The following is an 18,846-nucleotide window of genomic DNA, read 5'->3' as shown; positions in this document are numbered from 1 at the left end:
CCGACCGAACGACGGGCGACCGGCCGGGGAGGGTGCTCCCCGGCCGGTTTCCGTTCCGGGGAACGGCCAAGGCGACGGCCGAGTCGGCTCTCTCGGACCTGTCGGAGGCGGCGACCAATCGCCCCTTTGAATTGTCCGGAGAGCTGCCCATATGAGGTCGTCCCGCGGTCATGGGCCCTTCACCCTGACGAAGGTGGAGGTTCGCGGGAACGCAAAATTCGGCGTTCCGGTGTAGCCAACGGGCGAGCCGGGATGTAACGATCCCCGAGAGTATCGATTTGCAGCAGCCGAGGGCGCCTGCCCGGCCGGCGCCTGCGCCGGCATTTCTGACGCCGAGGAGTGGCATGAAGGACCCTGTCGACTTCTATATGAGCACGCTCGTTCCCATGGTCGTCGAGCAGACGAACCGCGGGGAGCGCGCCTACGACATCTTCTCCCGGCTTCTCAAGGAGCGGATCATCTTCATCACGGGCGGCATCGAGGACGGTGTCGCGACCCTGGTGTGCGCCCAGCTCCTGTTCCTGGAGTCGGAGAATCCCAACAAGGAGATCTCCATCTACATCAACTCTCCGGGCGGCTATGTGACATCGGGTCTGGCGATCTACGACACGATCCAGTTCATCCGCCCGAAGGTGTCGACGCTCTGCATCGGCCAGGCCGCCTCCATGGGCTCGCTGCTGCTCGCCGCCGGCGAGAAGGACATGCGCTTCACGCTGCCGAACAGCCGCATCATGGTGCACCAGCCCTCCGGCGGCTTCCGCGGCCAGGCGGCGGACATCATGCTCCATGCCCAGGAGATCCTGAAGCTGAAGCGCCGGCTGAACGAGATCTACGTGCGGCACACCGGCCAGGACCTGAAGGCCGTGGAGGAGGCGCTGGAACGCGACAACTTCATGGACGCCTACGCCGCCAAGGCCTTCGGTCTCGTCGACGACGTGATCGAGAGCCGGGTGGCGCTGGAAGGCGGCGCCGGCAAGTGAGGACGTCCGGCCGCGCCCCTCGGCATGGGGGGGTGCGGCAGGACAGGCGCGACGCCCCGACAAACCCTTGTGGCTGTTCGGGCGTTGGGTTCGAGGTGGGGCAGGGCGGCCGGTCGGCCGGGCGGCGATCGTCATCGCGGCGACTGGTCGGCGGCCTTGCGAACGTTAAGTCTATCTTGATCCCTGTCGGGTCAGCATGCGGGCGCCGCCCACCGCGGCGGCATGCATCGGCGACGGGGATCGGGAGTGACGGTGCGGTCGGGGGACCGCGCCGCCCTCGCAAGGGACGGGAAGCCGGATACATTCGGCATCAACCTTGCAAGGCGTGGCGGAACCCCATCGGATCGTCCGGGCGGCCCAGCCGTCCGACAACCGAGCAGGAACGAATTGGATGACCAAGGTCAGCGGCGGCGAGTCGAAGAACACGCTCTATTGTTCGTTCTGCGGCAAGAGCCAGCATGAAGTGCGCAAGCTCATCGCAGGACCGACGGTGTTCATCTGCGACGAGTGTGTCGAACTCTGCATGGACATCATCCGGGAAGAGAGCAAGTCCAACCTGGTGAAGTCGCGCGATGGCGTGCCGACGCCCGAGGACATCCGGAAGGTGCTGGACGACTACGTCATCGGTCAGGACAAGGCCAAGAAGGTCCTGGCTGTGGCGGTCCACAACCACTACAAGCGCCTGAACCACGCCGCCAAGAACAACGACGTGGAGCTGGCCAAGTCCAACATCATGCTGATCGGCCCGACCGGCTGCGGCAAGACGCTGCTCGCGCAGACGCTCGCCCGCATCATCGACGTGCCCTTCACCATGGCGGACGCCACCACGCTCACCGAAGCCGGCTACGTCGGCGAGGACGTGGAGAACATCATCCTGAAGCTCCTGCAGGCCGCCGACTACAACGTCGAGCGGGCCCAGCGCGGCATCGTCTACATCGACGAGGTCGACAAGATCAGCCGCAAGTCCGACAACCCGTCGATCACGCGCGACGTGTCGGGCGAGGGCGTGCAGCAGGCGCTCCTGAAGATCATGGAAGGCACCGTGGCCTCCGTGCCGCCGCAGGGCGGCCGCAAGCACCCGCAGCAGGAATTCCTGCAGGTGGACACGACCAACATCCTGTTCATCTGCGGCGGCGCCTTCGCGGGCCTGGAGAAGATCATCTCCCAGCGCGGCAAGTCCACGTCGATCGGCTTCAAGGCCCAGGTGTCCGCTCCGGAGGATCGCCGCACCGGCGAGCTCTTCCGCGAGGTGGAGCCGGAGGACCTCCTGAAGTTCGGTCTCATCCCGGAGTTCGTGGGCCGTCTGCCGGTCCTCGCCACCTTGGAGGACCTGGACGAGGAAGCCCTGGTCACCATCCTGACCCAGCCGAAGAACGCGCTGGTCAAGCAGTACCAGCGCCTCTTCGAGATGGAGGACGTGGAGCTGACCTTCCAGGACGACGCCCTCAAGGCGATCGCCCGCAAGGCCATCGAGCGCAAGACCGGCGCCCGCGGCCTGCGCTCCATCATGGAAGCTATCCTGCTGGAGACCATGTACGAGCTGCCGAGCCTCGACGGGGTGCGCGAAGTCGTGGTCAGCCAGGAGACGGTGGACGGCAAGGCCCGGCCGATCTACGTCTACGCCGAGCGCCTGGAAGAGACCGGCACGAACGCCTGACGGACGGCGTTCCGAAGGTGCGCGCGGGCGACCGCCGCGCACCGCCGCCGGTTCGCCGGCGGACTTGAAAAAGGCTGCGCTGTCCGCCACTTGAAGTGGGACGCGGCAGCGCCGGAAGCTCGATCGGCGGTGCCGGATGTGCCTTCAGAAGGGCATCCGGACCCGGCTGACCGGAGGGGCGGACCTAGCCCGATCCTCCACGGTATCGCGTTTCCAATCACGACGGATCGGCCGGCCCCGGCCTTTAGTCCCGAGCCGTTCCGCCGCGTCGATCAGAAAGGCCGCCCCGGCCGTATCGCCCGCTCCACCCCTCCCGGAGCCGGGCACAGCGCACCGAAGGCGGGCCGATAAGAAAGGACGTTACCCGATGGCCGCTACTCCCTCCGCGTCCGGTCTCGACAAGGACACCTTCCCGGTCCTCCCGCTCCGCGACATCGTCGTCTTTCCGCACATGATCGTGCCGCTGTTCGTGGGCCGCGAGAAGTCGATCCGCGCCCTCGAAGAGGTGATGACCGCGGACAAGCAGATCCTGCTCGCCACCCAGAAGAACGCCGGCGATGACGATCCGGCGCCCGGCGCCATCTTCGACGTCGGCACGCTGGCGACCGTGCTGCAGCTCCTGAAGCTGCCCGACGGCACCGTGAAGGTGCTGGTCGAGGGCGGCAAGCGGGCGCGCATCACCCGCTATCTCGACCGCACCGAGTATTTCGAGGCCGAAGCCGCCCTCCTCGAGGAGGACCAGGGCGACCGCGTCGAGGTCGAGGCCCTGGCCCGCTCCGTCGTGGCCGAGTTCGACAACTACGTGAAGCTGAACAAGAAGGTCTCGCCCGAGGTGCTCGGCACCATCGGCCAGATCGACGACTACTCCAAGCTCGCCGACACCATCGCGTCGCATCTGGCGGTGAAGATCGCCGAGAAGCAGGACATCCTGGGCCTCACCGCCGTGCCCGAGCGGCTGGAGCGCGTGCTCGGCCTGATGGAGAGCGAGATCTCGGTCCTCCAGGTGGAGAAGCGCATCCGCTCGCGCGTCAAGCGCCAGATGGAGAAGACCCAGCGCGAGTACTACCTGAACGAGCAGATGAAGGCGATCCAGAAGGAACTCGGCGACGGCGAGGAAGGCCGCGACGAGCTGGCCGAGCTGGAGGAGCGCATCAACAAGACCAAGCTCACCAAGGAAGCCCGCGAAAAGGCCCTCGGCGAGCTGAAGAAGCTGCGCCAGATGAGCCCGATGTCGGCCGAGGCGACGGTGGTGCGCAACTACCTGGACTGGCTGCTGGGCATCCCCTGGAAGCAGCGCTCCAAGGTGCGCAACGACCTCGCCTACGCCGAGCAGGTGCTGAGCGAGGACCACTTCGGCCTGGAGAAGGTCAAGGAGCGCATCGTCGAGTACCTGGCCGTGCAATCGCGCGCCAACAAGCTCAAGGGCCCGATCATCTGCCTCGTCGGCCCTCCGGGCGTCGGCAAGACCTCGCTCGCCAAGTCCATCGCCAAGGCGACGGGCCGTGAGTATGTGCGCATGTCGCTCGGCGGCGTGCGCGACGAGGCCGAGATCCGCGGCCACCGTCGCACCTACATCGGCTCGATGCCCGGCAAGGTCATCCAGTCGATGAAGAAGGCGAAGAAGTCCAACCCGCTCTTCCTGCTCGACGAGATCGACAAGATGGGCATGGACTTCCGCGGCGACCCGTCGTCCGCCCTCCTGGAGGTGCTGGATCCGGAGCAGAACTCCACGTTCATGGACCACTACCTGGAGGTCGAGTACGACCTCTCGGACGTGATGTTCGTGACCACGGCGAACACGCTGAACATCCCGGCGCCGCTGATGGACCGCATGGAGATCATCCGGATCGCCGGCTACACCGAGGACGAGAAGGTCGAGATCGCCAAGCGCCACCTCATCCCCAAGTCCATCGCCGACCACGGTCTGCGCAAGGGCGAGTACGAGGTGACCGAGGAGGCGATCCGCACCGTCATCCGCCGCTACACCCGGGAAGCGGGCGTCCGCAACCTGGATCGCGAGATGATGACGCTCGCCCGCAAGGCCGTGACCGAGCTCCTGAAGAACAAGGTGGAGGGCGCGTCGATCACCGTTACCGCCGAGAAGGTCGAGGACTACCTGGGCGTGCCGCGGTTCCGCTACGGCGAGGCCGAGGCGGAGGCCCAGCTGGGCGTCGTCACCGGTCTGGCGTGGACCGAGGTCGGCGGCGAGCTCCTCACCATCGAGGCGGTGCAGCTGCCGGGCAAGGGTCGCATGACCGTGACGGGCAACCTGCGCGACGTCATGAAGGAGTCCATCACGGCCGCGGCGTCCTACGTCCGCAGCCGCGCCGTGGACTTCGGCATCGAGCCGCCGCTGTTCGACAAGCGCGACATCCACGTGCACGTGCCGGAAGGCGCGACGCCGAAGGACGGCCCGTCCGCCGGCATCGCCATGGTGACCTCCATCGTGTCGGTCATGACCGGCATCCCGGTGCGCCACGACGTGGCGATGACGGGCGAGATCACCCTGCGCGGCCGCGTGCTGCCGATCGGCGGCCTGAAGGAGAAGCTGCTCGCCGCGCACCGCGGCGGCATCAAGACCGTGATGATCCCGCAGGAGAACGCCAAGGATCTGGCGGACATCCCGGACAACGTGAAGAGCGGGCTCGACATCATCCCGGTCTCCCGGATGGACGAGGTGCTGAAGAACGCGCTCACCCGGATGCCCGAGGCGATCGAGTGGGACGAATCGAAGGTGGTGGCGAGCGCGCCGCTGCCGGACGAGGACCCCTCCGCCGTCACCGCCCACTGAGGCGCGGGCCGTCCGGCCCAAGTCGACCCCACGAAGAACCCCGGCGACCCGTCGCCGGGGTTTTTTCATGTCCGACCGAACGGAGGAGCGCGCCCCGGGCAGGCAAGGCGGCTTGCAGTCCCGAGCCGCTTCGATCCGCCCCGGCGCCTGCTCGCCGCAGCGGGCCATTTTGGTCACGGAGAGCGGAAAACCGCCTTTTTCCGCCGGGTCGCCTCTTGCTTTTGGGCGGAAATCCGGGAAACGTGCCGCCCGAGGTGGCGGTCGGTCGATCGCCTCCGTCACGGATCGAAAAAGGGATAAGACATGAACAAGAACGATCTGGTCTCGCAGGTCGCCGACAAGGCGTCGCTCACCAAGGCGCAGGCCGGCGAGGCTGTGGACGCGGTGTTCGACGTCATCAGCGCCGCCCTGAAGGCCGGTGACGAGGTGCGCATCGTCGGCTTCGGCAACTTCGTCGTGACCGAGCGCGCCGCCACCGAAGGTCGCAACCCGCAGACCGGCGAGACGATCCAGATCCCGGCTTCCAAGCAGCCGAAGTTCCGCGCCGGCAAGGGCCTCAAGGACGCCGTCAACGGCTGACCGGACGGCGGGTCCGGGCGGTGCGACCGCGCCGCCCCGGGCCTCCCGCCGACCGACCTCCGGACGCGGGAGCCGATGGGCTCCCGGTCCGGACCCCGGCGGGACATCCGGCCGGGAAGGACGGGACGGGCAGGCGGGCAGGACACCCCCGCAAAACGGGCGGCCGGTCCGACTGGCGAGATGGCCCGGCGAGTGGGCCGGCAGGATGAGCGGGCGGGGTGGCCGAAAGGTCCCCGGCCCGTCTTTGCTTCCGGGGCCCCCGCCGCCGGCCCGCTCCGCGAAGGCTTGCCAAGGGCCGACAGAGGCCGTACATCCCGGTTTGGCCGCGCGCGGCGTCGAAGCGCCGCAGCCGGACGGGCGGTTAGCTCAGTTGGTAGAGCGCCTGCTTTACACGCAGGATGTCGGCGGTTCGAGACCGTCACCGCCCACCACCTCCCCAGCCCGCATATCACGCTTGTCTGTCGCTCAGAACAGGGCGTCGCGCGTCATCTGGGGAACCGTGTCGAGGCGCCCGAGGGCGGCCTTGAGGGCGGCCCGTGTGTCGCGGCCGAGGCGGCCGACCTCCACGGCGTTGCCGAGCGGACGTCCGGCCTTGCCGTCGGCGAGCTGCTGCTCCAGCACGAGGCGCTGGATCAGGTCGTAGGTCTCCACCATGTGGGCGAGGTCGGCGTCGTGGCCGATCGCGCGGGCGCGCAGCTCCGCGATCCGGTCGCGCGTGGCCCGGCGGACGACGCCGTGGCGGATCGAGAGCACGCGCGCGGCGGTGACCACGGGCAGGAAGCCGCCGAGCTTCAGGTCGACCCGCCCGTCCGCGGTGCGCAGCGAGCCGAACAGGGTCAGTGGCGGCGACCAGGACTCCAGCTCCGCCGCCAGCAGCTTCAGAAAGGGCAGGGAGGTGCGCCCCGCCTCATAGGCTTTGGCGAGCACGTCCCGCGCCAGCGCGCCGTCGCCGTGCACGGCGCGCAGATCGTAGAAGATGTCGACCGCCAGGATGTCCTCCGCCCGGGAGCGGCGCACCCATGTGTCGATCCGGCCGCTCCAGGTTTCGAGGCTGCCGCGCCAGGCGGGCGTCCGGGCCATCACGCCGCCCTTGCAATAGGGCAGGCCGGCGGCGTCGAGGATGTCGTTGAGGTGGGCGCCGTAGGCGGCGAACCAGCGGTCCTCGGGGCCGTCCGGCTCGCCGCGCTCGAACAGGATGGCGTTGTCCTGGTCGGCGGCGAGCAGGCTATCGCCGCGCCCGCTGGAGCCGAGCACCACGACCGCATGGCGGCAGGGCGGCGGACCCCGGCCCTCGTCCATCATCCGCGCCTCCGCCAGCAGGGCGGCCCGCCGGGTCAGCGCGCCAACCTCCCGCGAGATCACCGCCACGATGTCGGCGATCGGCACCGCCTCGGCGATCAGGCTGTCGGCGAGCGCCGGCAGCTTGGCGAAGGCGAGCGCCAGCGCCGGCGCGCTCTCCGCCACGTCGATGGCGTCGCCGAGCGCGGTCGCCATGCCGGAGCGCAGGCGGAGGAGATCGCGGGCCGAGAGGGCGCCGACGAGCCGGCCGGCCTCGTCCACCGCGCCGAGATGGCGGATGCCGAGGCGGGTCATCCGCCCCATGGCCCGGTAGAGGAAGGCGTCCGCCGGCACGGTCGCGATCGGCTTCGACATGGCCGACGACACGGGCGCCGCCAGGGCCGCCGCGCCCGCGCGGGCGAGGGCGCGCATCACGTCCCGCTCGGTCACGATGCCGGCGTCGGCCGCGGCCGGCTGGCCATCGGGCGGCATGTCCACCACGAAAAGCGAACTCACCCGTGCGTCCACCATCCGGCGGAGCGCCGCCTCCAGGCTTTCGGCCGGATCGGCGGTCCGCAGGGTGGCCGCCATCACGTCCGACACCCGGTGCCGGTAGGGATAGCTGTCGATGCGGGCGAGGGTGCGCTCCGCGTCCGCCACCGCTCCCTCCATCGTCGCCCAGCCGGCGGCGTGCTGGGCCTCCATGGCGTCGGTGAGCCGGCGGCTCGCCGCCTCGGACTCCGCGACGGTCCGGATGCCCTTCTCGCGCAGCTTCCGCACCAGGGCGAGGAAGATGGCGGCGGTCGCCCGGGCGTCGCCGAGCGCCGTGTGCCGACCGGAGATCTCCAGGTTCAGCCAGCTGGCGAGCACTTCCAGCGACACGTCCGGCAGGTTCGGGTTGGCGATGCGGGCGAGGAGCCGCGTGTCGAGCGCGCGCAGGAGCGGCGGCGGCCGATCGAAGCGCTGCGCCTCGCGCTTCAGGATGGCGAGGTCGAAGCCGACCGAATGGCCGATCACGAGCCGCCCGCCGATCCAGCTCTCCAGCCGCTCCAGGGCAGCCGCGGCGGCGGGGGCTCCCGCCACGGTGCGGTCGTCGATCCCGTGCACGCGGGTGGAAGCGGCGGGAATCGGTTCGCCGGGGTCGACGAGCGTCTCGAACGTCTCGTCCGCGCGCAGCTGACCGCCGGCGATCGTCACCGCGCCGATCTGCAGGAGGCGGGCCCGCGCCGGATCGAGCCCGGTCGTCTCGGTGTCGAGCACGACCGCGTCGATCGCGACGAGCGGCATCCGTCCGGGATCCATGGCGTCATTCCCCACCCGCCCGGCGTTCGCCCGACCTCGGTGGCCCGGCGGTCCACCCGGCGACCCTTCGTGCCGTCAGCGCGCCGCGCCCTCGACCTCCGCCTCGAACGCCTGAGCGAGCGCGGCCTGGTTCAGGCGCTCCAGCATGACCTCGTGCGCCCGGCAGAGATGGACCCGCAGCGTGCTCTGGAGCAGCAGCTTGTCGTGCTTCGTCAGGTCCGGGTGCATGGGCAGGCGTTCGTGGAACAGCTGGTGGCCGTCGAGCGGAATGTCCTTCACGGCCTTCGGCGGCGCCACCATCGTCCGGTTCAGCCGCCCGGACACGAACCGTTCCGCCTCGGCCCAGAAGGTCGGCTCGAAGCCGGCCGGCTGGGGCTGCGACGCGATGATCCGCCGGCAGGACGCGGCGACGCCGGAAACGGCGAGCGCCGGGTCCAGGCCGCGCCCGCGCAGGGTCGCGGCGGCCATCTCGCCCACGAAGGCGAGGGCGAGCGGATAGTTCGCCCACGTGGACGCCTGCACGGCGGTCTTGAACGCTTCCTCGTGGAAGAGCTTCTGCCAGAGCACGCCGGATCGGGCGCGCGAGTATTCCCACGTGGATTTCTGGACGAGGAAAGCCGTCTGCTCGCCGATGAAGACGTCGAGCGAGGCGCCGTCGCGGATCTCGGCGGGTCTGCGGAACAGGTCGAGAAGGCCCATGGCACGCGTTTCCTCATGTCGGAGGGCCGGTGGTCGTCTGTCCACACCGTGGGCCAAATCGAACCTCTACGCAACATCCGACATCCTGTCGGTAACCGACGAGCCGACCGCACTTCCCGCGCGTTTCGGCCGATCCGTGCCAGTGAAGCGTGCGAAACGAACTGTTAGCATCTGCATCTTTGACGAAGGTATAAGGAGAAACCACTAACGATAAGTGCTAACGGTCGAAAGTCGTGCATCTTGAGGAGGATGGGCGGCCAGCGCCCGAGCCGGAGGAATGGCCTCGGCGCTTTCACCAGGGAGGGTTTCGATGTCGTCTACCAAGCAGGAAGCTTGGTGGGCCAGCACGAGGGGGCTGATGATCACAGCCCTGATCGTCTGGTTCATCTTCAGCTTCGGAATCCACATGTTCGCCAAGACGCTGAACACCATCGTCGTCTTCGGCTTCCCGCTCGGCTTCTACATGGCCGCGCAGGGTTCACTGATCGTCTTCGTGGCTCTCTTGTTCTGGTTCGCTGGCGCCCAGGACAAGATCGACCGCGAACACGGTTTTGCCGAGGAAGGGTGAGGAGACCTGCCATGGCGACACAAACCGGCGATGCCTTCACGTCCAACCTCGGACGGATCTATCTGGCCTACACGGGCGGGTTCGCGGCCTTCGTTCTGCTGATCGCGGTCCTCGAACAGATGGGCGTGCCCGACCACATCCTCGGGTATCTGTTCGTGTTCTTCACCATCGCGGTCTACGCGATGATCGGCGTCCTCTCCCGCACGATGCAGGTGTCGGAGTATTACGTGGCCGGCCGCAAGGTGCCGGCCTTCTACAACGGCATGGCGACCGGCGCGGACTGGATGTCCGCCGCGTCCTTCATCGGCATGGCCGGCACGCTCTACGCGCTCGGCTATGACGGCCTCGCCTTCATCCTCGGCTGGACCGGCGGCTACGTGCTGGTGGCCGTGCTGATCGCGCCCTACCTGCGCAAGTTCGGCGCCTACACGGTGCCCGACTTCCTCTACGCGCGGTACGGTGGCAAGCTGGCGTCCATCTGCGGCATCATCGTGCTGATGAGCTGCTCCTTCACCTATGTGGTGGCGCAGATCGTCGGCACCGGCCTCATCGCCAGCCGCTTCATCGGCATGGACTTCGAGGTCGCCGTCTACGTGGGCCTCATCGGCATCCTCGTGTGTTCGCTCCTCGGCGGCATGCGGGCGGTGACCTGGACCCAGGTCGCCCAGTACATCGTGCTGATCGTCGCCTACCTGATCCCGGTGGTCGTGCTCTCGGCGCAGAAGTACGGCGTGCCGCTGCCGCAGATCATGTACGGCAACGTGCTGCAGGAGATCGCGGCGCGCGAGCAGGAGATGGTCGCCCAGGGCCTCGTCGCCGCGGAGGCGCTGAAGCCGCATACGCAGCCCTTCACCAACTACGACCCGCTGAACTATTTCGGCCTCATCCTCTGCCTGATGGTCGGCACCGCGTCCCTGCCGCACGTGCTGATGCGCTACTTCACCACGCCGAGCGTGCGTGACGCGCGCAAGTCCGTGGCCTGGTCGCTGCTCTTCATCTTCATCCTCTACTTCACGGCGCCCGCCTACGCGGCCTTCGCGAAGCTGGAGATCTACACCACCGTGATCGGCGCCCAGGTGGCCGAACTCGGCAACAACGCCGACCTCGCGTGGCTCTTCAAGTGGGGCGCCATCGGCCTCGTGAAGGTCTGCGGCGTGGACGCGGCGAGCGCCCAGGCGGTGATCGACGCCTGCGCCAAGGTGGCCGACCATCCGGGCATCGTCCGACTGGCCGACTTCCGCATCGACAACGACGCGATCGTGATCTCGACGCCGGAGATCGCTGGCCTGCCCTATGTCATCGCCGGCCTCGTCGCCGCCGGTGGCCTCGCGGCTGCGCTCTCGACCGCCGACGGTCTCTTGCTGGCCATCGCCAACGCGCTCAGCCACGACATCTATTACAAGATGATCGACCCGAACGCGCCGACGGCCCGCCGCCTGGTCATCGCCCGCGTCCTGCTGGTGCTCGTCGCGGTGCTGGCCGCCTACACGGCGTCCTTCCGCCCCGCGGACATCGTCGCCATGGTGGCCTGGGCCTTCAGCCTTGCCGCCGCGGGTCTCTTCCCGGCCCTGGTTCTCGGCGTCTGGTCCAAGCGGACCAACAGCGCCGGCGCCATCGCCGGCATGATCGTGGGCTTCTCGATCACCCTCTACTACCTGGTGGGGTCGCGCTACTACGCGGTGGACTTCTACCAGACCTGGGCGGGCCTCTCCGGCGCGTCCGAGGCGGCGATCACGAAGTTCAACGACCTGAAGACCGCCTGGGAAGCGGCGGCGCCCGACGCCAAGGCCGCGGCCTGGAAGGCGCTGGACACCCACGCGCAGACCATCGCCAACTGGTTCGGCGTGCGCAACATCTCCGCCGCTCTCTTCGGCCTGCCGGTCGGCTTCCTGACGATGATCATCGTCAGCCGGCTGACCCCGGCTCCGTCGAAGGAACTGCAGGATCTCATCGACGAGATCCGGCGTCCGAGCGGCGGCGTGGTCATGAAGGAGAAGGCGGCCTGACGAGCCGCCACGGGCGGGCCTGCACCGGGCCCGCCCACCGACCCTGCCGCCGGCCGATCAGCCGGCGGCCCTTTTGTTTCCGGGGCACCCGATGGCCGAAACCAATCCGTTCTGGGACCACTGGTATTTCCACGTCCCCAACTACGTCCTGGCGCTCGCCATGTACCTGATGATGGGCCGGCTCCTGCTGACGCCTTTCGTGCCGCCGGGGTCGGGCAACTACATCTGGCGCTCCTTCGTGAGGCTCACCGACCCGGTGCTCCGCGTCGTCGCCATGGTGACGCCCGCGGCGGCTCCCGCCGTGGCGCTGCTCGTGTTCGGCTTCCTGTGGATCTTCCTGGCGCGCATCGCCCTCTATGTGGGGCTGGCGGCCGCCGGCCTCGCCCCGTCGGCGACCTGACCGGACCTTGCGGGCACAACCGATGACCAACCAGTCCTTCTACGTGGCGCTCCTCGGCTTCGCGATCGTCAACGGCATCTTCTCGCCGGCGGTGGCGTTCGCCTTCCTGCTGCATCCGCTGTGGTATCCGCCGATCGCGCCCTTCTACCTGCCGGTCGTCTTCCTCCTGTCGTCGCTCCTGGTGGCGACCGCCACGCTCATGATCGCCGGCGTGCCGGCCGCGATCTTCGAGCACGTCAGCGGGCAGCGGAAGGACAACAAGGCCTCCGCCTGGATCTGGCTCGCCGGCACGGCGCTTCTCTCCACGCCCGCCGTCACCCGCGCCTTCGGGGTTCTCTGACCGTCCTCCGCCGGCCGGCGCGAACCACCGACGCCCATCCGCGTTCCGATCCCGTCCGGGTCGTGCGGCACCGCCTTGCCAAGCGGTCCGGACGCGCCATACTTCGGGGGCGGCCGGAGGGAGAAGGAGCGATGGATCGGCTCAGACGCGCGGCTTTCGAGACGGTCGCCCGGGGCACCGGGTTCGCCGGTCTGGCGATCGTGTGCATTCTGGTCGGCCTGTCCTGGAATCCGCCACTCGCGGCCAAGACCGGCGGCATCCTCACTCTCATCGCGGCGGCCACCCTGACCGCCAAGGGTCACGCGGCCCCGACCCGCGACCACCGCCGCACCGAAACCTGGATGATGCTGGAGGAGAGCGAACGGCCTCCGGCGGCGGTCGCCCAGCAGGTGACCGGCACGGCGCTGCAGGAGGCCTACTACACCTTCGCGATCCGGGCGGCCGGCATCAGCGCCGTCCTTTTCGCGGCCGCCTTCGTGCTCGCCGCCGCGCTGCCGCCGGACATGGGTAGCCTGCGCTGATGACCGCTGGCGGTGGGGATGGGCCGGCGGATCCGCTCGGTTAGCCGGCGCAGGTCCGTCACTCGCCGAACGGGAAGGTGTCCGGAACCTCGCCCGAGGCCGCGTGCTCGGGCCCGAGCGGCGTCACCGCTTCGGTCTCGTCGAACCACACGTAGGCGTCGAACTGGTCGGTCAGGACCGCCTCCGCATAGTGGCTCCAGTATTCCGTCTCTGGCCGGTAGATGACGCCGATGAACCGCTCCAGCCGGGGCTCGGCCAGCGCGCCGCGCACCGCGTCGTGCCGTCCGGGGGCGAGGTCCAGGAGGAAACGCGGCTTGCCGCTGTCGTGGCAGAGCCGCTCGTAGCTGTCGCCCCGCGACGGCAGCACGCGCATGACCTCCATGTCCTCGTCCCAGTCCGACGCGGCGGCCACCGTGCCCGTGTGGGTGCCGAAGCCGATCAAGGCGGCCCCGTCGCCGTAGCGCTCCCGGCAGAGCTGTCCGATGTTGTGCTCGCCGCGCCGCCAGCTCATGTCGGTGTGGCGGGCGTCGCCGATGTGCGAGTTGTGCGCCCAGACGATCGCCTTGGACTGCGGCCCTCGCGCGTCCAGCACCTGCGCCAGCGTCTCCGCCATGTGGCTGTCGCGGAGGTTCCAGCTCTCCGCCCCGCCATTGTACATGATCCGGTAGTAGCGCTCGGCGGAAGCCACCAGGCGGGCGTTCTGGGTGGCGTCCAGGAAGTCGTCGCCGTCCTGGCCCGCATAGTCCAAGCGCCGGGAGAGAAGCGCGCGGCACTGTTCCACCACCGCCGCCTCGCAGGCCTTGAAGCCGCGGCTGAGCGCGGCCCGTCCGTAGTGGGCCGGCGTCTCCTGCCACGCCGACAGGCAGCCGTAGCGTTCGCGCGCGACCGTGGCGGCCTCCGGGTCGACGGAGCTCAGATAGTCGATCACCGCCGCGATCGAGCCGCTCATGTTGTACATGTCGAGGCCGTAGAAGCCCGCCTTCCTGTCGGCCTCGAAGATGCCGTCGTTGTGCCGGCGCATCCAGGCGATGAGGTCGGCCACGTCCGTGTTCCGCCACATCCAGGTCGGGAAGCGCTGGAACGGAGGCTCGGCCGGCGGCGCCCCGTCCCGCCGGCGGACGAAGCGGTCGATCACCGCCGCGTCCGGCCAGTCCGCCTCCACCGCCACGATGGTGAAGCCGTGCCGCTCGACCAGATGGCGCGTGATGGCCGCGCGGGCCCTGTAGAACTCCGCCGTCCCGTGGCTCGCCTCGCCGAGAAGCACGACCCGGCGGTCGGCATAGCGGTCGAACAGCCGCCCGAAGGCCGGATCGTCGAACGGCGGCAGCTCTTCGGCCGCCTCCGCGATCAGGGTGGGAACGTGGACCGGAGCCTGAGCCCCGGCAGGCCGGCCGGGGCCGGGCCGCTTCGGCAGGTCGATCTCGCCCATGTGCTCCTCCTCGCCATCGGGTCCGGCGCAAGGCGCCGCGCCGTCCGACGGCGGAACATCGGGGACGGACACTCGTTCCCGCCAGCCCGATGGAGCAGCAGCACGGCCCTGGCGGCCGTCGCCGCCGAGGTCCGCCTAGGGCGACACGGCGGCGAGATAGCGGATCGCCTCCGCCTCGTCGACCACCTCGGCATACTTGGCGCTCATGTCGTAGAGATTGGCCTCGTGGGGGCCCGCCGCCCGGTCGCCACAGGCGTCGCGGACCACGATCGGCATGAAGCCGTAGCTCATGGCGTCCACGCAGGTCGCCCGCACGCAGCCGCTGGTGGACAGGCCGGTGATGATGACCGTGTCGATGCCGGCCGCCGTCAGGGTGGAGGCGAGGGCGGTGCCGAAGAAGGCGGAGGGGTAGAGCTTGGTGATGACCAGTTCGTCCGGAAGGGGCTCCAGGCCCTTCGGCCAGTCGCCGAGCGGGTTGCCCTTCTCCATGCAGGAGAGCGCCGGCACCTTGCGCCGGAACAGGCCGCCGTCGAAGACGCCCTGCGTATAGACGATATTCGTCAGGATCACCGGCGCGCCGGCGGTTCGCGCCGCTGCCCGGATGCGGAGCGCCGACGCCAGCGCGGCGTCCACGCCCGCATAGAGCGGAGACGTCGGCTCGAAATAGGCCTCCACGAAATCCACGAGCAGGAGAGCGGGCCGGCGGCCGTAGGCCAGGCGGTGATGGAAGCCGGCCCGGGCGTAGTTGCTGTCGAGATCCTCGGTCACGGCACATCCGTCTGCGGCAGGAGGAGAGGAGCGACCGCGACCGCCACCGCGAGCAGACGCCGGTCGGTGAGCCGCGGCCCGGTGAGCGAGACGCCCACCGGCAGCCCGTTCGGACCCTTGAAGCCGGGCAGGTTGATCACCGGCACGTGGAGGAGCGTCCAGATCTGGTTCATCACCGGGTTGCCCGGATGCCGGTCCGGCACGGCCTCGCCCGGCGCGCTCGGCGTCAGGACCCCGTCGAAGCCGCGGGCGAGGGCGTCGAACTCGATCCGACAAAGGGCGGCGAGGTCGTAGGCCGCCACCAGCTCCTCGGGCGTGAAGCCCTCGCGGTTCTCGGCCCGGTTCCGGAAGTCGTCGTGGAGCGCGTCGCCGAAGCGGAGCGCGAGCGGCAGGAAGGCGGTGCGGCCCTCGCCGTAGAGGATGCGCTTGTGGGCTGGGGTGAGCCCGTCGAAGCGCTCCGGCAGATCGAGGTCCACCACCTCGGCCCCTGCCGCCGCCAGCCGGCCGGCCGCTTCGGCCAGAGCCTCCCGGCTCTCCGGCTCCGTCCAGTCCCACTCCGGCGACCGGCAGACGGCGAAGCGGAGGCCCTTCACGGTCGGGACGGGAGCGGGCGTGCCGGGCAAACCGTAGAGGTCGGCGAGGAGGTCGAGGTCGGCGACGGAGCGGGCGTACCAGCCGATGGTGTCCAGCGTCACCGAATAGATCTTCGCGCCCTCGCGGCAGACCGTGCTCCAGGACGGCTTCAGCGCGTAGGCGCCGCAGAACGAGGCCGGGCGGATCAGGGATCCGCCGGTCTGGGTGCCGAGGGCGAGCGGCACGTGGCTGTCGGCCACCGCCGCCGCGGAACCGGCGGACGAGCCGCCCGACGTGCGCGACGGGTCGTGCGGGTTGCCGGTCGGCGCGTTCCGGCCGGCGGCGGCGAACTCCGTCGTCTCGGTCTTGCCGAAGACGAGCGCGCCGGCTGCCCGGAGCGCCATCACGGCCGCCGCGTCCAGCGACGGGCGATGCCCCTCGAACTGGGGCGAGTTGTGGCAGGTCGGCATGTCGGCCGTGTCGATCATGTCCTTCACGGCCACCGGCAGCCCGTGGAGCGGCCCCCGGCGCGGTTGTTTGTCCAGCTCCCGCGCGGCGCGGATGACGTGGTCCGCGTCCAGGTAGGCCCAGGCCTTCAGGGCCGGATCACGGTCCGCCACGCGCGCGAGGCAGGACCGCGCCAGCGCCTCCGAGGTGATCAGCCCTGCCTGAAGCCGAGCGCTCGCCTCCGAGGCTGTGAGGCGCCAGAGCGGGTGCGCATCGGCCGACATGGGCGGGCTCCAGACATCGGTGGGAGGGCCGCCCGGCAGCCAATGCGGTTGCCGGGCGGATCAGGCGGCGGCCGCGAGCTTGCCCGCGCGGCAGGCCATCAGCGGCTGCACATGGGCGCCGAATTTCTCGATGCCCTCCACGAAGTCGTCGAAGGTCAGCATGATGCCCTTCGTCCCCGGCACCGAGGCGGCCTCGTCGAGCAGCTTCGCGCAGGTCGCGTAGGAGCCCACGATGGTGCCCATGTTGAAGTTCACCGCCTGGTCCGGCAGGTTGATGGTCTTGGCGGTGGAGCCGTCCGCGGCGGTCTCGTCCTTGCCGCCCTGGTCGGCCATCCAGGCGAGGGCGATCGCGTCGACGCCGTCCTTGTACATCTGCCACTTGTCCCAGGCCGCCTCGTCGGTCTCCTCGGCGATCACCATGAAGAGCACGTAGGCGCCCACGTCGCGCCCGGTCTTCGCGACGGCGGCCATCAGCTGCTCGTTGACCTTAACGTGCGCGGTCGGCGTGTTGACGCCGGTGGCGAGCACGAAGTTGTAGTCGCAGTAGGTGGCGGCGAACTCCATGCCGACCGGGCTCTGGCCCGCCGCCACGATCTCCACCTTGCTGCCCGGCGTCGGCTTCATGTGGCAGTCGTTCATCTGGAAGTACTTGCCCTTGAAGTCGGACGAGCCCTTCTCCCACAGCTCCTGCATGATCTTCACGTACTCGGTCGAATAGTCGTAGCGGTAGCCGAACCACTCGTCGCCGGGCCAGAGGCCCATCTGGTCGTACTCGCCCTTGGCCCAGCCGGACACGATGTTGACGCCGAACCGCCCCCCGGAGATGGAATCGATGGTGGTCGCCATGCGGGCCACCATGGCGGGCGGCAGGGTGAGCACCGCCGTGGAGGCGAACAGCTTGATCTTCGTCGTCACGGCCGCGAGGCCGGCGATCAGCGTGAACGCTTCCAGATTGTAGTCCCAGAACTCGCTGGGGCCGCCGAACCCGCGCAGCTTGATCATCGCAAGGGCGAACTCGAAGCCGTGCTCCTCCGCCTTCTGGACGATCTCCTTGTTGAGCTCGAACGTCGGCTTGTACTGGGGCGAGGTGGTCGAGATCAGCCAGCCGTTGTTGCCGATCGGGATGAAGACGCCGATGTCCATCGCGGGTCGCTCCTTCAGACGTGCGGAAACCTGTCCGATCGGGACCTGCAATCCGGATGCCAACCGCAGACTATGTACGGACAAACGATCTGGCCGGCGCGTGGCCGCGCGAGGGTGCCCGCCGGAAGGTCATGTGCCTTCCGGTGCTGCCGAACCGATGGGCAGGGCCGGTCAGTCCGGCCGGAAGGTCATGGAATAGGAGAAGCGATCCGCCGGCAGGAGCGTGCGGGACATCTGCAGCAGGCGGCCGCCGGTCCCGAGATAGCGGCGGGTGATCTCGAGCGCCAGGTCGCCCGGCCCGGAGCCCAGCACGGGCGCCCGGTCCGCGTCGATCATCGCGGGTCTGATGTCCTGCTTGATCTCCACGATGTGCTCGCCCGACTGGTCCTCCACGAGGGCGAACACGGCGGTGCGGAACACGTCGATGTTGCGAACGATGGAGGCGAGCCGCCCGTCCAGCCAGACTTCGCTCCAGCAGTAGGCCGTCTCGGCCGGAACGTGGAAGCGCGGCCCCTCGAAGTGATACCACCGGCGGCCCGGCCGGCAGGCGAGCTCGACCGCCAGCTTGCCGCGCGCCTCCACCTCTCCCCGACGGGTCACCCGCATCTCGGTCTCGCGCGCGAGTTCCACGAGATCCGCGACCGAGCCTACGGAATAGGAGGTGCGCCAGTCCTTGGCGGAGGACTCCACCCGCGTGCCGACCCCTTTGCGGGCGGAGAGAAGGCCGAGGTCGCGCAGATGCCCGATCGCATGGCGGACGGTCTGGCGGCTGACGCCGAGGCGCGCCGCGAGGTCGTTCTCGGTCGGCAGCAGCGACCCGACCGGGAGCGTGCGGTCGCTGATCTTCCGCTCGATCAGCTTGGCGACCTGCAGGTAGAGCGGAACCGGATTTCCCTCCTCGCCCAGACGGGAGGCGGCGAGTTCGTCCGGCCCGAACGCGTCAGGCGCGTCTGCCGGCTCGGCGATACTGACCTCGGGCTTCATGTCCACCCTCCCGGTCGGAACCGGTTCTTGTTCGTGTCGGCCTATCGTCCGGCACGGATCGACGCAAGCAAGATCGACGATGGAGGGGCGGGATCAA

Annotated in this window: 15 protein-coding genes, 1 tRNA gene and 1 pseudogene; 10 read left to right on the top strand and 7 right to left on the bottom strand. The window is 69.2% G+C overall.

All coding sequences use genetic code 11. The features are described from left to right. Nucleotides 1–344 precede the first annotated feature (344 nt). From HND91_RS12970 to HND91_RS12950, 5 genes are all read left to right on the top strand, one after another. A complete protein-coding gene (locus tag HND91_RS12970) occupies nt 345–980 on the top strand; it encodes an ATP-dependent Clp protease proteolytic subunit (protein WP_181706996.1) in 636 nt (211 codons plus the stop codon). A 391-nt stretch (nt 981–1,371) separates the two neighbouring features. Then, a complete protein-coding gene (gene clpX / locus HND91_RS12965) occupies nt 1,372–2,637 on the top strand; it encodes an ATP-dependent Clp protease ATP-binding subunit ClpX (RefSeq protein ID WP_181706995.1) in 1,266 nt (421 codons plus the stop codon). Between the two features lie 367 nt (nt 2,638–3,004). Next, entirely contained in the window at nt 3,005–5,428 is a 2,424-nt protein-coding gene (gene lon / locus HND91_RS12960) for an endopeptidase La (protein WP_181706994.1), read from the top strand. Between the two features lie 303 nt (nt 5,429–5,731). Then, nucleotides 5,732–6,007 carry an HU family DNA-binding protein gene (locus HND91_RS12955; RefSeq protein WP_181706993.1) on the top strand — a complete coding sequence of 92 codons (276 nt, stop codon included), beginning with the start codon at nt 5,732–5,734 and terminating at the stop codon, nt 6,005–6,007. Nucleotides 6,008–6,362: 355 nt separating this feature from the next. Then, nucleotides 6,363–6,438: transfer RNA gene (locus tag HND91_RS12950), tRNA-Val, on the top strand. 34 nt (nt 6,439–6,472) lie between these two features. Here the strand turns inward: HND91_RS12950 and HND91_RS12945 are convergent. Continuing rightward, entirely contained in the window at nt 6,473–8,587 is a 2,115-nt protein-coding gene (locus HND91_RS12945) for a DUF294 nucleotidyltransferase-like domain-containing protein (protein ID WP_181706992.1), read from the bottom strand. Nucleotides 8,588–8,662: 75 nt separating this feature from the next. Then, entirely contained in the window at nt 8,663–9,286 is a 624-nt protein-coding gene (locus HND91_RS12940; RefSeq protein WP_181706991.1) for a hypothetical protein, read from the bottom strand. 277 nt (nt 9,287–9,563) lie between these two features. Between HND91_RS12940 and HND91_RS12935 the strand changes: the two genes are divergently transcribed. The 5 genes from HND91_RS12935 to HND91_RS12915 all read left to right on the top strand — a co-directional run bounded on the left by HND91_RS12935 (nt 9,564) and on the right by HND91_RS12915 (nt 13,121). Further along, complete coding sequence (locus HND91_RS12935) at nt 9,564–9,854, top strand: DUF4212 domain-containing protein (protein ID WP_343057337.1); 291 nt, start codon at nt 9,564–9,566, stop codon at nt 9,852–9,854. Between the two features lie 11 nt (nt 9,855–9,865). Continuing rightward, entirely contained in the window at nt 9,866–11,860 is a 1,995-nt protein-coding gene (locus tag HND91_RS12930) for a sodium:solute symporter family protein (RefSeq protein ID WP_181706989.1), read from the top strand. Nucleotides 11,861–11,951: 91 nt separating this feature from the next. Next, nucleotides 11,952–12,260, top strand: coding sequence for a YggT family protein (locus HND91_RS12925; protein ID WP_181706988.1), 309 nt, complete (start codon nt 11,952–11,954; stop codon nt 12,258–12,260). 22 nt (nt 12,261–12,282) lie between these two features. After that, nucleotides 12,283–12,600, top strand: a complete 318-nt coding sequence (locus HND91_RS12920) for a hypothetical protein (RefSeq protein ID WP_181706987.1) — start codon at nt 12,283–12,285, stop codon at nt 12,598–12,600. Nucleotides 12,601–12,731: 131 nt separating this feature from the next. Beyond that, the gene (locus tag HND91_RS12915) at nt 12,732–13,121 is read left to right on the top strand and encodes a hypothetical protein (protein ID WP_181706986.1); all 390 of its coding nucleotides are present in this window, start codon (nt 12,732–12,734) and stop codon (nt 13,119–13,121) included. Between the two features lie 58 nt (nt 13,122–13,179). On the opposite strand, the pseudogene HND91_RS12910 reads toward HND91_RS12915, so the two are convergent. The 5 genes and pseudogenes from HND91_RS12910 to HND91_RS12890 form a co-directional block, all read right to left on the bottom strand. Continuing rightward, nucleotides 13,180–14,583: pseudogene (locus HND91_RS12910) on the bottom strand (erythromycin esterase family protein); the annotation flags it as partial. Nucleotides 14,584–14,685: 102 nt separating this feature from the next. Further along, nucleotides 14,686–15,318, bottom strand: coding sequence for an isochorismatase family protein (locus HND91_RS12905; RefSeq protein WP_181706984.1), 633 nt, complete (start codon nt 15,316–15,318; stop codon nt 14,686–14,688). Further along, entirely contained in the window at nt 15,315–16,622 is a 1,308-nt protein-coding gene (locus HND91_RS12900) for an amidase (RefSeq protein WP_181706983.1), read from the bottom strand. Before HND91_RS12900 ends, HND91_RS12905 begins: the two co-directional genes overlap by 4 nt. A gap of 60 nt (nt 16,623–16,682) precedes the next feature. Continuing rightward, nucleotides 16,683–17,765: a pyrimidine utilization protein A gene (gene rutA, locus HND91_RS12895; protein ID WP_181706982.1), complete on the bottom strand. Its 1,083-nt coding sequence runs from the start codon at nt 17,763–17,765 to the stop codon at nt 16,683–16,685. 171 nt (nt 17,766–17,936) lie between these two features. After that, a complete protein-coding gene (locus tag HND91_RS12890; RefSeq protein ID WP_181706981.1) occupies nt 17,937–18,749 on the bottom strand; it encodes a GntR family transcriptional regulator in 813 nt (270 codons plus the stop codon). Nucleotides 18,750–18,846: the final 97 nt, after the last annotated feature.

Origin of the sequence: Chthonobacter rhizosphaerae, from assembly GCF_013839525.1 — a bacterium.
Lineage (GTDB): Bacteria > Pseudomonadota > Alphaproteobacteria > Rhizobiales > Pleomorphomonadaceae > Chthonobacter > Chthonobacter rhizosphaerae.
This window is presented reverse-complemented; position numbering and strand designations above follow the sequence as displayed.

What these genes read in the sequence shown, in the direction of transcription:
- HND91_RS12970 (WP_181706996.1), top strand. Translation starts at nt 345, where the DNA reads ATGAAGGACCCTGTCGACTTCTATATGAGCACGCTCGTTCCCATGGTC.
- clpX (WP_181706995.1), top strand. Translation starts at nt 1,372, where the DNA reads ATGACCAAGGTCAGCGGCGGCGAGTCGAAGAACACGCTCTATTGTTCG.
- lon (WP_181706994.1), top strand. Translation starts at nt 3,005, where the DNA reads ATGGCCGCTACTCCCTCCGCGTCCGGTCTCGACAAGGACACCTTCCCG.
- HND91_RS12955 (WP_181706993.1), top strand. Translation starts at nt 5,732, where the DNA reads ATGAACAAGAACGATCTGGTCTCGCAGGTCGCCGACAAGGCGTCGCTC.
- HND91_RS12945 (WP_181706992.1), bottom strand. Translation starts at nt 8,587, where the DNA reads ATGGATCCCGGACGGATGCCGCTCGTCGCGATCGACGCGGTCGTGCTC.
- HND91_RS12940 (WP_181706991.1), bottom strand. Translation starts at nt 9,286, where the DNA reads ATGGGCCTTCTCGACCTGTTCCGCAGACCCGCCGAGATCCGCGACGGC.
- HND91_RS12935 (WP_343057337.1), top strand. Translation starts at nt 9,564, where the DNA reads ATGGCCTCGGCGCTTTCACCAGGGAGGGTTTCGATGTCGTCTACCAAG.
- HND91_RS12930 (WP_181706989.1), top strand. Translation starts at nt 9,866, where the DNA reads ATGGCGACACAAACCGGCGATGCCTTCACGTCCAACCTCGGACGGATC.
- HND91_RS12925 (WP_181706988.1), top strand. Translation starts at nt 11,952, where the DNA reads ATGGCCGAAACCAATCCGTTCTGGGACCACTGGTATTTCCACGTCCCC.
- HND91_RS12920 (WP_181706987.1), top strand. Translation starts at nt 12,283, where the DNA reads ATGACCAACCAGTCCTTCTACGTGGCGCTCCTCGGCTTCGCGATCGTC.
- HND91_RS12915 (WP_181706986.1), top strand. Translation starts at nt 12,732, where the DNA reads ATGGATCGGCTCAGACGCGCGGCTTTCGAGACGGTCGCCCGGGGCACC.
- HND91_RS12900 (WP_181706983.1), bottom strand. Translation starts at nt 16,622, where the DNA reads ATGTCGGCCGATGCGCACCCGCTCTGGCGCCTCACAGCCTCGGAGGCG.
- rutA (WP_181706982.1), bottom strand. Translation starts at nt 17,765, where the DNA reads ATGGACATCGGCGTCTTCATCCCGATCGGCAACAACGGCTGGCTGATC.
- HND91_RS12890 (WP_181706981.1), bottom strand. Translation starts at nt 18,749, where the DNA reads ATGAAGCCCGAGGTCAGTATCGCCGAGCCGGCAGACGCGCCTGACGCG.